This is a genomic window from Hymenobacter wooponensis (genome assembly GCF_004745865.1).
Lineage (GTDB): Bacteria > Bacteroidota > Bacteroidia > Cytophagales > Hymenobacteraceae > Hymenobacter > Hymenobacter wooponensis.
The window spans coordinates 153,233-166,573 of the sequence record NZ_SRKZ01000002.1 but is presented as its reverse complement, the minus strand read 5'-3'; the positions used below and the strand labels follow the sequence as shown (position 1 = coordinate 166,573).

14 protein-coding genes are annotated in these 13,341 nt (G+C 54.6%); 3 read left to right on the top strand and 11 right to left on the bottom strand.

Annotated elements, in window-relative coordinates; all coding sequences use genetic code 11:
* Positions 1 to 129: 129 nt before the first annotated feature.
* Genes rpsB through rplM form a run of 3 tightly spaced genes read right to left on the bottom strand, consistent with a single transcriptional unit; the run spans position 130 to position 1,796 of the window.
* Positions 130 to 897, bottom strand: a complete 768-nt coding sequence (rpsB, locus tag EU557_RS06855; protein ID WP_135529688.1) for a 30S ribosomal protein S2 — start codon at positions 895 to 897, stop codon at positions 130 to 132.
* A gap of 21 nt (positions 898 to 918) precedes the next feature.
* Positions 919 to 1,305, bottom strand: coding sequence for a 30S ribosomal protein S9 (rpsI, locus tag EU557_RS06850; protein WP_135529687.1), 387 nt, complete (start codon positions 1,303 to 1,305; stop codon positions 919 to 921).
* A 38-nt stretch (positions 1,306 to 1,343) separates the two neighbouring features.
* Positions 1,344 to 1,796: a 50S ribosomal protein L13 gene (gene rplM / locus EU557_RS06845; RefSeq protein WP_088844202.1), complete on the bottom strand. Its 453-nt coding sequence runs from the start codon at positions 1,794 to 1,796 to the stop codon at positions 1,344 to 1,346.
* A gap of 186 nt (positions 1,797 to 1,982) precedes the next feature.
* Here rplM and EU557_RS06840 point away from each other — a divergent pair, with 186 nt between their 5' ends.
* Complete coding sequence (locus EU557_RS06840; RefSeq protein ID WP_135529686.1) at positions 1,983 to 3,506, top strand: glycosyltransferase family 39 protein; 1,524 nt, start codon at positions 1,983 to 1,985, stop codon at positions 3,504 to 3,506.
* Between the two features lie 70 nt (positions 3,507 to 3,576).
* Here the strand turns inward: EU557_RS06840 and EU557_RS06835 are convergent, their stop codons facing one another.
* From EU557_RS06835 to recA, 5 genes are all read right to left on the bottom strand, one after another.
* Positions 3,577 to 4,290, bottom strand: a complete 714-nt coding sequence (locus EU557_RS06835) for an RluA family pseudouridine synthase (protein ID WP_135529685.1) — start codon at positions 4,288 to 4,290, stop codon at positions 3,577 to 3,579.
* 77 nt (positions 4,291 to 4,367) lie between these two features.
* Entirely contained in the window at positions 4,368 to 5,450 is a 1,083-nt protein-coding gene (locus tag EU557_RS06830) for a sensor histidine kinase (RefSeq protein ID WP_135529684.1), read from the bottom strand.
* A gap of 155 nt (positions 5,451 to 5,605) precedes the next feature.
* Complete coding sequence (locus EU557_RS06825) at positions 5,606 to 6,304, bottom strand: response regulator transcription factor (RefSeq protein WP_245326226.1); 699 nt, start codon at positions 6,302 to 6,304, stop codon at positions 5,606 to 5,608.
* A gap of 250 nt (positions 6,305 to 6,554) precedes the next feature.
* Positions 6,555 to 7,382, bottom strand: a complete 828-nt coding sequence (locus tag EU557_RS06820; protein ID WP_135529682.1) for a DUF3108 domain-containing protein — start codon at positions 7,380 to 7,382, stop codon at positions 6,555 to 6,557.
* Between the two features lie 203 nt (positions 7,383 to 7,585).
* Positions 7,586 to 8,674: a recombinase RecA gene (gene recA, locus EU557_RS06815; RefSeq protein WP_135529681.1), complete on the bottom strand. Its 1,089-nt coding sequence runs from the start codon at positions 8,672 to 8,674 to the stop codon at positions 7,586 to 7,588.
* A 252-nt stretch (positions 8,675 to 8,926) separates the two neighbouring features.
* Between recA and EU557_RS06810 the strand changes: the two genes are divergently transcribed.
* Complete coding sequence (locus EU557_RS06810) at positions 8,927 to 10,045, top strand: hypothetical protein (RefSeq protein WP_135529680.1); 1,119 nt, start codon at positions 8,927 to 8,929, stop codon at positions 10,043 to 10,045.
* A gap of 33 nt (positions 10,046 to 10,078) precedes the next feature.
* On the opposite strand, the gene EU557_RS06805 is transcribed toward EU557_RS06810, so the two are convergent.
* Positions 10,079 to 10,657, bottom strand: coding sequence for a GNAT family N-acetyltransferase (locus EU557_RS06805; protein ID WP_135529679.1), 579 nt, complete (start codon positions 10,655 to 10,657; stop codon positions 10,079 to 10,081).
* A 191-nt stretch (positions 10,658 to 10,848) separates the two neighbouring features.
* Between EU557_RS06805 and EU557_RS06800 the strand changes: the two genes are divergently transcribed.
* A complete protein-coding gene (locus EU557_RS06800) occupies positions 10,849 to 11,733 on the top strand; it encodes an SDR family NAD(P)-dependent oxidoreductase (RefSeq protein ID WP_135529678.1) in 885 nt (294 codons plus the stop codon).
* Positions 11,734 to 11,832: 99 nt separating this feature from the next.
* Here EU557_RS06800 and EU557_RS06795 read toward each other — a convergent pair whose 3' ends face one another.
* Both EU557_RS06795 and EU557_RS06790 read right to left on the bottom strand, forming a co-directional pair.
* Complete coding sequence (locus tag EU557_RS06795; RefSeq protein WP_135529677.1) at positions 11,833 to 12,270, bottom strand: hypothetical protein; 438 nt, start codon at positions 12,268 to 12,270, stop codon at positions 11,833 to 11,835.
* A gap of 86 nt (positions 12,271 to 12,356) precedes the next feature.
* Positions 12,357 to 13,325, bottom strand: a complete 969-nt coding sequence (locus tag EU557_RS06790; protein WP_135529676.1) for an AAA family ATPase — start codon at positions 13,323 to 13,325, stop codon at positions 12,357 to 12,359.
* Between the last annotated feature and the right edge of the window lie 16 nt (positions 13,326 to 13,341).

Sequence of the window (13,341 nt, the reverse complement as noted above, 5' to 3'; positions counted from 1 at the left end):
ATATGAGGGTGTGAGGGTTATCTTACGTAGTCCCGAGTAGTGGCCTAGACCAGCATCGGGCAGTTAAAGAAAAAGGGAACATCGGAGCCGAGCGCTTCGCATGTTCCCTTTTTTCAATGAACAGGCAGACTATTCGTCAGCGTTCTGCTTTTCCTGAATGCCTTCCTCTTCAGCTTGCTTCTTGTCGGCATCCTCCTTGTCGACTTTCCGCTCAGAGAGGCCGTCTTCGATAGCTTTGCCAATCACCCCAACGATGAGTTGGATCGACTTCGAAGCGTCGTCGTTAGCAGGAATTGGGAACTGCACCAGCTCAGGGTTCGAGTTCGTGTCGCAGATAGCAAACACCGGGATACCCAGTTTCTGGGCTTCTTTCACGGCGATGTGCTCACGCTTCACGTCAATCACGAATAGAGCAGCGGGCAGACGGCTCAGGTCGGCGATGCCGCCCAGAACACGCTCCAGTTTCTCACGCTCACGCGACATCATCAGCTTCTCGCGCTTTGCGAGGGCGGCGTAGGCCGTGTTTTCCTTCACCATCTTGTCGATGGTGCTCATTTTCTTCAACGACTTGCGCACGGTGGTGAAGTTGGTGAGCATGCCACCCAACCAACGGTCCGTTACGAACGGCATTTTGAGGCGCTTAGCCTCTTCCGTTACGATTTCCTGCGCTTGTTTCTTGGTTGCCACGAACATCACCTTACGGCCGCTCTTAGCGATGTTGCGGATAGCCGCAGACGCCTGCTCGAGCGAAACGAGGGTTTTGTTGAGGTCGATGATATGGATGCCGTTCTTCTCCATGAAGATGTACGGCGCCATTTTCGGATCCCACTTGCGCGTAAGGTGACCAAAGTGGGCACCGGCGTCAAGCAGTTCTTTATAAGTGGTGGTCTGAGCCATGATAGGGGTTCCTCTGGAAGATTAGCGTTTCGAGAACTGGAACGAACGACGAGCTTTGCGCTTACCGAATTTCTTACGTTCCACCATGCGCGGGTCGCGGGTCAGGAAGCCTTCTTTCTTCAGCGCGGGGCGAACCTCCGTGTTGTCGCCTACGAGGGCTTTCGAGATGGCCAGACGGATAGCTTCAGCCTGAGCCGAGATGCCACCACCGCGCACGTTTACCTTGATGTCGTACTGTCCAACTTGTTCAACAGTAGCCAAAGGCTGGTTCACGATGTTTTCCAGGAGTTCGTTACCGAAGTACGTCTTCATGTCCCGGCCGTTGATAGTGATATTCCCTTGCCCGGCTTGCATGTAGATGCGAGCCACCGAGGTTTTTCTTCTACCAGAGGTGTTGGAAATTTCCATTAATAGAATGAGTTAGAAAATTGGGGAGCCGAAGTGGCCTAGAGGTTGGTGAGTTCAACAGCTTTGGGCTGCTGAGCTTCGTGGGGGTGCTCAGCACCAGCGTACACGAACAGGTTGCGGAATTGCTCGCGGCCGAGGCGGTTGCCTTGCAGCATGCCTTTTACTGCGTGCTCAATTACGCTGGCCGAGTTTTTAGCCTTTTTGTCGCGCAGGTTGATGCGCTTCTGACCGCCTGGGTAGCCCGAGTGCGAGATGTAAATCTTGTCGGTCAGTTTTTTGCCGGTTACGCGCAGCTTGTCGGCGTTGATAACGATAACGTTGTCACCGCAGTCGGAGTTGGGCGTGAAGCTAGGCTTGTGCTTGCCACGCAGCATGTTGGCAATCTGGCTGGCCAGACGGCCCAGCGGCGCAACACTGGCATCAACCACAACCCAGGCCTTGTCGGCATTGGCTTTGTTGACGGATACCGTCTTGAAGCTCAGATGATCCATTGGGGAGGAGGATAAGCGTTTGGAAATGAGGAGAAACCGAACACGGGTTCGGGAAAAACGGACACAAAGTTACCGCCTTCCTTCGAATATTCAAAGCTATGCTCTAATAATTGTCCCTGAAACACTTACTGGCGGCTTCGGGCTGATTCTCGAAAGCGCTTACCTTGCGGCCCGATTTTGCCGCCTATGAAGCCCATTAGTACGCCAGCCTCTTCTGCTGTATCTGTGCAAGCCATTTGGTGGCGCCGAGTCGCCTGGTCAATTTTAGCGCTTGGCCTGGTGCTACGCGGAGTAATCTGGCTGCAACAGCGCTCTTTATATCTCGACGAAGCCAACCTACTGCGCAACTTTACTGAGCGTTCTTTCCTAGGCCTGTTTCGCAACCTCGACTACGAGCAGTATTCACCGCCGCTGTTTTCCGTGCTGGTGAAAGGCTGCCTAGGCCTGTTTGGCAACAATGAGCTATCGGTGCGGCTGGTGCCAGTGCTGGCAAGTATGCTCACGCTAGGCCTGTTCTTTCGCCAAACGCGGCGCTGGCTTGCTCCACCGGTAGCAGTGTTTGCCTTGGGCTTTATGGCCTTCGGGAAGGTTTTCGTTGATTATGGCACCGTTTGCAAGCAGTACGCTACCGACGGCTTGGCCGCGCTGGCCCTGATTGAGGTGGCCTATTACGTGGGCCGCGTCCGGTTCGGGGCGCGTGAGGCTGGCGTGTGGGTACTAGTAGGCTGCGTGAGCATTTGGTTTTCTATGCCATCGGTATTTGTCTTGGCGGGAATAGGGTTGTGGTACCTGCTACAGGCCTGGCAGCGCCAAGACTGGCGGGCAATAGGGTGGGTGCTGGGGACTGGCCTAGCTTGGCTAGTTTGCTTCGGTGTGTATTACATGCTCCTGCTGCAGACTAACGTGGAATCGGACTATCTGCAGCAGTACCACCGTGAAATGTTTCTGGCTTTCCCGCCTCGCAGCGCGGAAGATGTGCAGCTGCTGTTGAAGCAACTAGGTGAATTGATCAATAAAACGGTGGGAAAAACTGCTTTGGCGGCGGGGCTAGCCATTATCTGCTTTCCGCTAGGCCTATCCCAGTTGCTACGGCGTCAGCATTTCCTAGCCTGTGTGTTGCTCTTACCAATAGCTGCCTGCTTGGCTGCTTCAGCCCTACATTACTACTCCCTCATGTCGAGGTTAGTGCTGTTTATGTTGCCGTTGTTGCTGCTAGTGCTGGGCTATGGGGCACAGTGGTTGGGGCAGCGGCACAAGTGGGCAGCTTGGACAATAGCTACCCTGGCAGTGGTGGTACTGGCTAATCAGCAGCAGTTGCGCTACCTCGGCAAACCATTTCAGAGTGATTATGCTGATGTGCGCTCCGCCCTGGAGGTTGTGGCCCAGCACCAGCAGCCCGGCGATGCGGTGTTTGCGTATTACAACGTGGCACCGGTTGCTCGCTATTATACCCAGGAGCACACGCCCCGGCTTACACTGCCTGGTCTAACCCTGCAGGAAGCAGGCCCGCTGCCGACTAAGCAGGACCCTTTTACCTACGGCCTGCTCACCTTGCAGCAGCAGGGTGCTCATCGCATTTGGCTGGTATATGACCGAGAAGACGAGGGACCTGCGCAGCTGGCAGCGGCCCAAGGAAAGGTGCTGGCGCGCTACCCCGTGTACCGCGGCTACGCGTTACTCTACGCACCTACTGCTCCAACTAGTCAATAGGGCTAGAACAGGGTGTAAGAAGCAAGCGCCCCCTCTCAATTGAGAAGGGGCGCTTATATGGTAGTGTGCTCTAGCGGTATTGCTGGAGGTTTTCCACCAATACCCGGAAGTCCTTGGGGTAAGGGGCCTCCACAGTTACCTTCTCTCCATTGAGCAGGCTGAAGGTAAGCTGGCGGGCATGCAAGGCAAACCGCTTGATGAACGGCTGCTCCTCCTCACCCTGCTTCATGTTGAACTTCTTCTTCAGCGAAGACAAGTAGAAATTGTCGCCCCCGTACATCGTGTCACCAACGATGGGCGCTTGCAAGTAGGCCAGGTGCAAGCGAATCTGGTGCATACGGCCGGTAATGGGCTGGCACTCCAGTAAGGTGTGGCGAGCATACGCTTCGAGGGTGCGCACCAGGGTAACGGCGGGCTTGCCCTTGTAGGCCAGTCGGGCTTTGCCTTTGGTGGTAGTTTCGATGCTGCGGTCTACTTCCAGGCCTTCGTACTCGTGCACTCCCCACGAAACAGCGTGGTAAATTTTCTTTACCTGCCGGTCTTCGAACTGCATAGCCAGGTGGCGGTAGGCCGCTGGGTTCTTGGCTAGCGCCAGCGAGCCGCTGGTCTCTTTATCCAAGCGGTGGCAGGCCTGGATATCATCGTAGTGCTCGCGGGCTAGGCGTAGGATGTTAGGCGCACCGCCGAACCGCTCGTCGAGGGTAGCCAGAAATGGGGGCTTGTTGATGACGACGTAGTCTTCGTCTTCGAACAGAATCAGGTCTTTGAACTCAGGTAGCTTCATAATGAGCTACAAAGGTACTTCTAAATTCTAGCTAGGAACTAAGGCAACTGAGGCGGCCAAAGCAAGCAGCTTGGCTTCTAGGCCTCTTCAGCTGCTACAGTCGGGCTTTTAGCCCGTGGCTTAGGAAGCTTGAACTCTAGCGTGGTACCCTGGCCTAGCTCGCTCTGCACCCGAATGGTTGACTTATGCGCTTCCACAATGTGCTTGCTGATGGCGAGGCCCAACCCAGATCCGCCGGCTTCCCGCGATTCCCGGCTGCGGCTTTTATCAATGCGATAGAAGCGCTCAAAAATGCGGTTCTGGTGTTGTTTCGGAATGCCTTCCCCATCGTCCCGGACGCTGATACGGATGTTCTTACCGCTCTCCACGAGAGCTACCGTCACATGGCCGTTTTCCCGGCCGTACTTAATGGCATTATCAATAAGATTGATCAATACCTGACGGATGCGGTTACGGTCGGCCAGCACGGGTAGGCCACCTGCCGGAAACTCCGGGGGCGACAGGGCCAGTTGTACGTTGCGCCGGGCAGCCTTCAGCTCCAGCTGCTCAAAGATGTCGTGTACCAGCTGCACCAGATCAAAGTTTTGCCGGCGCATGCGCACCACACCTTTTTCCAATTGCGAAATCGTGACCAGGTCTTGTACCAGTGCATCCAGCGCATCAAGGCTAGAGGCTGCTTTCTGCAGGAATTTCTTGCGCGTAAACTCATCCACGTCGTCATCGTCGAGAATGGTGTGCACGAAACCCTGAGCCGCGAAAATGGGGGTTTTCAGCTCGTGCGATACGTCGGCCAGAAACTCCCGGCGCAGCACCTGCAGGCGCTTCAGTTCGTCAATTTCCTGCTGCTTGCGCTGGGCCATGTCCAGAATCTCGTCGCGCATGCGCTTGAGGGGCTCCGGCCGAAACAGAAACTTGTTCGACATGCGCCTAAACTCCTTGCGCTTAATGTGCTCTAGCCCTTCGTAGATGTTGTTGATTTCCTGAAAAATCAGCGCCTCAAACATGAGGTAGAGCAGCAGAAAGCACGCGGCAATGCTAATGCCCGCCACCAGCACGCCTTCCCGCAGCGGCAGTGAGGGGCCTAGCCAAGCTAGTAGGCTGAGAATGGTAGCCACCAGCAACGACAGGAGTATGGCAATGGTACGGGAAGAGAGGTTCATTCTCTGAGTAAAGGCGCAAAAGGCTAGTGGTAATGAGCAAAAGTAGCTACCCAACGTTATGAAGAAAGGATCTTATCGGCCTGAACGACTGGCCTAGCAGTGGCTCGTTCAAGCAGGTAAGATCCTTTTTTCAAGTTGAGAGCTATGACGGGAGCTTAGTCAATGTTGAACTTGTAGCCCACTCCCTTGATGGTCTGGATATGATGGTCGCCGACTTTCTCGCGGACTTTACGCACGTGCACGTCCACAGTACGGGCCAGCACAAATACGTCGTTGCCCCAGATGTTCTGCAGCAGCTCGTCGCGGCCGAATACTTTATGGGGGGAAGCGGCTAGGAAGGCTAGAAGCTCGAATTCTTTCTTAGGCAAGCTGATTTTCTTGCCCTCCTGGTACACTGCAAACCCCGTGCGGTCAATTTTGAGGCCGTTGATTTCGATGCTGTCGGTCTGGACCTGGGGGTCTTTGTCGCGGCGCACGAAGGCGGCTAGGCGGCTCATCAGGGCGCGGGGCTTGATGGGCTTGGCAATGAAGTCATCGGCGCCGGCCTCGAAGGCGGCAACTTCCGAAAACTCCTCGGCGCGGGCTGTCAGGAAGATGATATACGTCTCCTTGAACTTCGGCATCTCGCGGAGCTGCCGGCAGGCCGCAATACCATCCAGATTGGGCATCATTACGTCAAGCAGAATGATGTCGGGGCCGAACTGCGGGGCTACCTCCAGGGCCTTGCGGCCGTCAGGAGCGGAGGCCACCTCGTAGCCTTCCTTGCGCAGGTTGTACTCCAGCAGCTCGACGATATCAGGATCATCATCGACTACCAGGATCTTGTAAGCGTTGGGGTTGGCGGTTGGCTGCACGGAGCGGGGCGGTTTAGGGTAAAACAGAATGCGCGAGTTCAAAAGTACCGCCGGCCGACGGGCGCGGCGTGTTACGTTTTCATTACCGCCGGCCACAAGTTTGCGTGGGGCAGTAGCAACAGCAGTGGTTTCATCGGATTCCGACCAGGAGGTTGCTGGGTGCCAGGGCGATTCGGTGAAATCCATACGGTGGAGGTTGAAATGTAAGGCAAAAAAAAAGCGACCCAGGCGGAGTCGCTTTTAAGCAAAGTCAATTTTTAGCTACCAGATTCAGACGGTTTCGCAGGCCTTGATACTTGTACATATCAACTTTTACGGCCCCCAAAACCAACTCCGCCTGAATCAGAACCGGAATCTTATTACGGTCGTCGGAGAGGTATACCGAAACGGCGTTTTCTCCGCGGAAGAGTTTATTGTCGGGCATTTTCGGGACGAGCCGAATGGCACGGATGGCGCCTGCCTTGGTTTCAACTGTTTCGCGGCCCTTGTAAATCACATCCATGTTGAAGACTTCCTCGTCAAAGAACCCCTGCACCTTGATTACTTCCCCAACTTTTCGTTGGTCGTAGTTGAGAGTGCGCAGGAAGTAGAAGCCACTGACGATGTCCTGAACGTTATTCGGGGTTTTGAAGGTGCCATGCTTCACGTTGTTCTTATCCCGCTTATGACTTTCGACCGAGGCCATGTCCTTGAGATGATCGAAGTCTACGGTTTCCTGCTTCCGATAATTCTTCTCCTCAATATTGCGGAAAAAGCGCTGGGGTAAGATGCTAGTCGTGTCGATGTAAGACCGCCACGTGTCCCGAATGCGCAGAAAATAATCGAAGGAGCCGGTAGTACGTCCTGTAACGGTGGCCCGGTAACAGGGGCGTTCATTTACACGGTGAATATTATCGGCCAGCTCAATTGTGGCTTCGGCTGCGTTAATTAGGCCATAGTGTACTTTGTACTGCAGTACTTCCCCTTTAGCGAAACTGTGGTTACTGATGGTACGTGTCGCGTCGGAAGGCCCGAAAGCCGTTAGCATGGCCGCTAAAGGCAGAAGTAGCGAAGGAAACAGGAGCCAGCGGCGAGTCATGTAATAGCGGCGAGATAAGGTATAGCCGATGCCTTCTCAAATGCGATGCCAGCAAAGATAATGGATTCGGTCAGGGCAAGGATACGTCTGTACGGAAAGCTCACTAAGAATGGTTTTAGCTGACTCACACAAGCAAAATATACAACAAAAAAAGCCCCACCGAATTATCGGCGGGGCTTTTCAATCTGCGAAGCGCAGGTGGCTTACAGGTCAACGGTTTCGTCGTCGTCCATGGAGCGGTCTTCGGGAATAGCAGCCAAAGCAGCTTCCGGCTCACCTTTCACCATGGCCCGAATTTGAGCCTCGATTTTATCAGCTAGCTCAGGGTTGTCCTGCAGAATGGTTTTTACACCTTCGCGGCCCTGGCCTAAGCGGTTGCCATCGTACGAGAACCACGAGCCCGACTTGGCAATGATGCCCATGTCAACACCCAGGTCCAGGATCTCACCTACTTTCGAAATGCCTTCGTTGTAGATGATATCGAACTCAATCACCTTGAAGGGAGGAGCTACTTTGTTCTTCACCACCTTCACCTTGGTGCGGTTACCGGTAACGTTGTCCTTGTCTTCTTTGATCTGGCCGATCCGACGGATGTCCAGACGAACCGAAGCGTAGAATTTCAAGGCGTTACCACCCGTGGTGGTTTCGGGAGAGCCGAACATTACGCCAATCTTCTCACGCAGCTGGTTGATGAAGATGCAAAGGCAGTTGGTCTTGTTGATGGTACCGGTGAGCTTCCGCAGTGCCTGAGACATCAGACGAGCGTGCAAACCAACCTTCGAATCACCCATGTCGCCTTCCAGTTCGCCTTTCGGCACCAGAGCAGCTACGGAGTCAATTACGATGATGTCGATGGCACCAGAGGAAATCAGCTGATCGGCAATTTCCAGGGCTTGCTCTCCGTTGTCGGGCTGAGCAATTAAGAGGTTTTCCGTGTCGATGCCCAGCTTTTTCGCATACAGCGGATCGAAAGCGTGCTCGGCGTCGATGAAGGCTGCGATGCCGCCTTTCTTCTGAGCTTCGGCAATTGCGTGCATGGTCAGAGTCGTCTTACCCGACGATTCTGGGCCGTAGATTTCCACTACGCGGCCTTTGGGTAGGCCACCCACGCCCAGGGCAATATCCAGACCCAGCGAACCGGTGCTGATGACTTCGACGTCCATCACCTTGTTGTCGCTGAGCTTCATCACGGTGCCTTTGCCGTAGTTCTTGTCCAGCTTGTCCAGCGTCAGCTGGAGGGCTTTCATTTTCTCGGCGTTGGCGTTGACGGCCTTGTCAGTGGTTGCAGCCATACTAATATAGGAGGGGGTTATTGAGAAATGCTTCTTAGGTTTGGTGAATGTAGCCCTTTTGGCTGGCTCGCACAATGTGGCGAGTGGCCTAGCGATACTCCACTGCCAGCCCCTTTTCGGGCCGGCTCATGGTAACGCCGCTGAGCTATATTTTGTGCCCACAATGCTAAAAAAATTCGTCGGTTTTAGGATGTTTTTTCTGTGCTAAAATTTTTAGGAAAAGGCTCGATTTATACCTCCCTGATACTGACCTTGGTAGCCTGGTTAGGCAGCACAGGGCAGAGTTTGGGTCAGCTAGATAACCGCGCCTTCACGCACTCCTTGCCCGTAGGCCCCGCATACGAACACCAGCTCCGGCTTGATGTGCAGGGCTTCTTGTTTAACAAAGACAATGAGTATTTCAACAAGATTGATCCGGGCCTGACCTACTTCGGGGCGCAGCTGGCGCCACGGCTTGTGTACTTCCCCTCGGCCAATCTTCGTCTGGAAGCCGGCATATTCCTGTGGAAGGATTATGGCACCCCGCGGCTGCGCCAAGTGCGCCCGTTGTTTACCGTAAAGTATCAGCAGGGGCGGCACAGCCTGTTGTTTGGTAACATCCAAGGCAACCTGTACCACGGCTACATTGAGCCGATGTTTGACTTTGAGCGGGTTATTACCAACCGGCTGGAAGAGGGAACCCAATATTTATATCAGTCGCCGCGGACCAATTTAGACGCGTGGGTAAACTGGCAGCGGCAACAGTACCGCTACAGTAATTTTCAGGAAGAGGTAGCGGGCGGACTAACGGCAGAACACCGGGTACTTAACGACTCTTCGGGGTGGCTGGTAGGAGTGCCGTTTCAGTTTACTGCTACCCATCGTGGGGGCCAAATTGATACGATTGACAAGCCCTTACAAACCCTGTTTAACGTGGCAACTGGCCTACGAGTGCGGCGGGCATTACCGTACAACTTTGTGTCTGCTGTGCATGCTGACGCCTACGTAACCTACTTCCACGATTACTCCTTCACCAAGGAGCTACCGTTCCAGAGTGGCACAGGACTGTACCTTAATGCCGGAGTCGACACGCGGCTATCCACTCTGCAAGTGGCCTACTGGCATGGTAACGGCTATATCTCGCCCCTAGGTGGGCGTCTGTACCGCTCCATATCCGTGTCGCCGGCCGACCCAGATTACACCGAGAAGCAGCGCCAACTACTGATTCTGCGCGTATGGCGCGACTACCGGCTGCCAGGCAACCTCATCCTGACTACCCGCTTTGAGCCACTCTACGACCTCAATAACGGCCTGTTTGACTTTTCTTTTGCCCTATACATGAACTTCAATCAGAGCTTTTTGCTCAAGAAGTTGCGTCATGAATCAAACTAGCTAGCATCAAGATTGAAGGCAGGCCTACGGAATTCAGGCGCTTTCATGCTGCTTCCGAATGTAATACAGAATAGAGCGGTTGGAGAAGGGCTGAAGCAGCCGAGGGCGCGGTGGCAAAGGAGTAAAGGCTACCGACTCAGCCACGGCACAGCTACGCGGATTATCCGCCCGGCATCGGATAAGTAACCGGGCAGCTCCCAATGTTTCAAATCCAAAGGGCACTACCGCCGCCAGGGCTTCGCGGGCGTATCCGTGGCCTTCGGCCGCGGCCGCAAGGTAGTACCCAATTTCAGCAGTGATAGGGGACGTCCAGTTGGGTTTAAGACTGATGTCGCCGAGGTAAGCGTGGCTCTCAGTGTGCCAAATACCGAACACATACAAGCGGCCTGCCGCCCAATCTTGCTCAAACATGGCCAGAACGCTAGCCGCGTCAGGAAGGCTTTTTACACTAGCCTCACGGCTGGGAAAAGAAGGGCGTAGGCGTGGGCGGTCCTCGTCAATTACCTGGAAGAACGCGGCTTGGTCGGAGGGTAAGTAAGGGCGTAACGTGAGCCGAGCCGAGAGCAGAGGCGTGTGGGCAGGAGCACGAAGCGGCAGTGAGGCGGCGTACATGATTTGGGGCAGTTGCCGGCCAAACGTCCGGTGAATAGGCCAGGAAAGGCAAGTAGGTTTCCAGGTGGCCTACGTAACAAAAACCTGACTGGCTACACATCGTTCAGGAAAATGGCTCAACTTATTCAGCAAGCTGAGCTAAGCGTAGGCCAGTAGTCGCGCTTCGTTTTATCACTCCATAGTTTACTCCGATGAAAGGAAGACTCGAAAATAAAGTAGCTATTGTAACTGGTGGTGGTTCCGGGATTGGGGAAGCCATCAGCAAGAAATTTGCCCGTGAAGGCGCGGCCGTAGTGGTCGTAGGCCTCGATTCGGACCCGGTGCGCGAAGTAGTAGACGAGATTTTAGCCGAAGGTGGCCGCGCCATTGGCTACCTCGCCGATATTTCCCTGGAGGAAGCCGCGGAATCTTGCGTAAAGGCCGCCGTAAAGGAATTTGGGAAACTAGATATACTAGTGAACAACGCCGGAGCCTTCCCAACCACTTCCACTATTGATAAGTATCCGCTGGAAGCGTTTGAGTATATGATCAAGAACAACATCTACTCGAACTTTATGATGACGAAGGCAGCTATTCCGCACCTGCAGAAAACACATGGCAACATTGTGTCGGCGGGCTCGGAGGCCGGCCACATGGGCGAGCCGCAGAACACACCGTACGGCGGCACCAAAGGCTTCGTGCATGCTTTCCAGAAGGGCGTGGCTGTAGAGCAGGCTAAGTTTGGCGTGCGCTCCAACATTGTAGGGCCGGGGCCTATTGATACGGCTTGGACTCATAAGGAAACTGGCCCTATGGATGCTAAGATGGAGAAGCTCACCACCCAAGGTGTGCCCATGGGCCGGCGTGGTACGCCAGAAGAAGTAGCCAACGTGTACCTCTTCTTGGCTTCCGATGAAGCTAGCTTCGTAACGGGGGCCATCTATTATGTGGATGGTGGCGTAACCGTTTCCAAAGGCCCACACGGCGATGAAGTACCCAGCCACCTCAAAAAGGAACCTGCTGGCGAGCTTAACCTGAAACACTCCAAAGAAGGCAATACCAAGGTGCGTAAGGAAGCCTCTGCTTCTATGTCGTAGCGCAACCAGCTCTGTGTCTATTAAAAACAAACGCGCCTCTTCCACGGAAGAGGCGCGTTTGTTTTTGGGTCCTGAGTGAGTGGCTAGGCCAGTCTTAGGCTATTTCTGCAGGGCAATTCCGTTGCCTGAGCGCGACTGAGGAGGGCTGCCTAACGCATGCTGGGTGCGCATTACATTCACGAGGCGAGCAGCTTCATTGAAGAACTCCAGGCGCCGAATTAGCATTTCCTTGGTCAGTACCCGACCTTCCGGTGTACGCATCATGGCCTTTTTGTCCTCCAGAATGCGCCGCATCGTGGCCTCCGTAGCCGACTCGTGCTGCAAGTACTGAGCGGCAAATTCGCGCAGCAGATCTAGGCCTTGCGTGGTGAGGCGGAAATGTTCACCACCTTGGTTCAGCACTTCGCACAGCACGTACACTTCAATTGGCAGTGCCGTGTTTAGGTGCGTGGTACGAACATCGAGACCTGCATCCAACGCATCGAGAATGATTTTTACGTTGCGCTCAAACTGCTGGTAGTAACCGGCTGCTTCCATTATATAGGGTATTGGGTATTGGTTTTGGGCCTTTGGGTCTGTGCAAACGGCAGCCTGTTGAAGGCTATAGCAGGCAAGTCAAAGGTTTATAACAACTCTTTTACAATCTGCTCTACAGTGACGCCTTCGGCTTCGGCCTTAAAGTTACGCACCAAACGGTGGCGCAAGATGGGCAGGGCTACTGCTTTCACGTCCTCAATATCGGGCGAGTACTTGCCGTTGAGCAGCGCATTGCACTTAGCGCCTACAATGAGGTGCTGCGAAGCACGCGGGCCCGCTCCCCACTCTAGAAGCTGAGTGGCACGCGCGCCGGCCCGGTCCGTATTTGGGCGGGTTTTGTGCACGAGGCTTACGGCGTACTCTACCACATTGTCGGCCACGGGTACGCGGCGCACCAGGTGCTGGTAGGCCTGTATTTCGTCGGCGTGCAGAATCTTGGAAACCGTTGGCTTGGTATCCGAGGTAGTATTCTTCACAATCTGCAGCTCTGCTTCGTAGCTCGGGTAGCCAAGCTCAATGTTAAACATGAAGCGGTCGAGCTGCGCTTCGGGCAGGGGGTAAGTGCCTTCCTGCTCAATGGGGTTCTGGGTGGCCAGCACGAAGAACGGGCGCTCTAGCGGGTAGCGCTTGCCGGCTACCGTTACAGCGTATTCCTGCATGCTTTCCAGCAGCGCCGCCTGAGTTTTGGGCGGGGTGCGGTTGATTTCGTCGGCCAGCACAATGTTGGCGAAGATGGGGCCCGGAACAAAGTGGAAGTCACGCTGCTGATTCAGGGTTTCCGAACCTACAATGTCCGATGGCATCAGGTCAGGCGTGAACTGCACCCGGTTGAAGGAGAGGTCTAGCGAGTCGGCAATCGTCTGAATGAGTAGCGTCTTGGCTAGGCCAGGTACTCCCACCAACAGACAATGGCCTTGCGAGAATACGGCCGTCAGCACCAGCTTCACCACCTCTTCCTGCCCGATAATCACTTTGCCAATTTCCTGGCGCAACGTGCGGTAGGCCTGCGCCAGCGAGTCGGCGGCTTCTTTATCAGATGAGAATGTTTTAGCCATAAATAGCGAAAGAGGA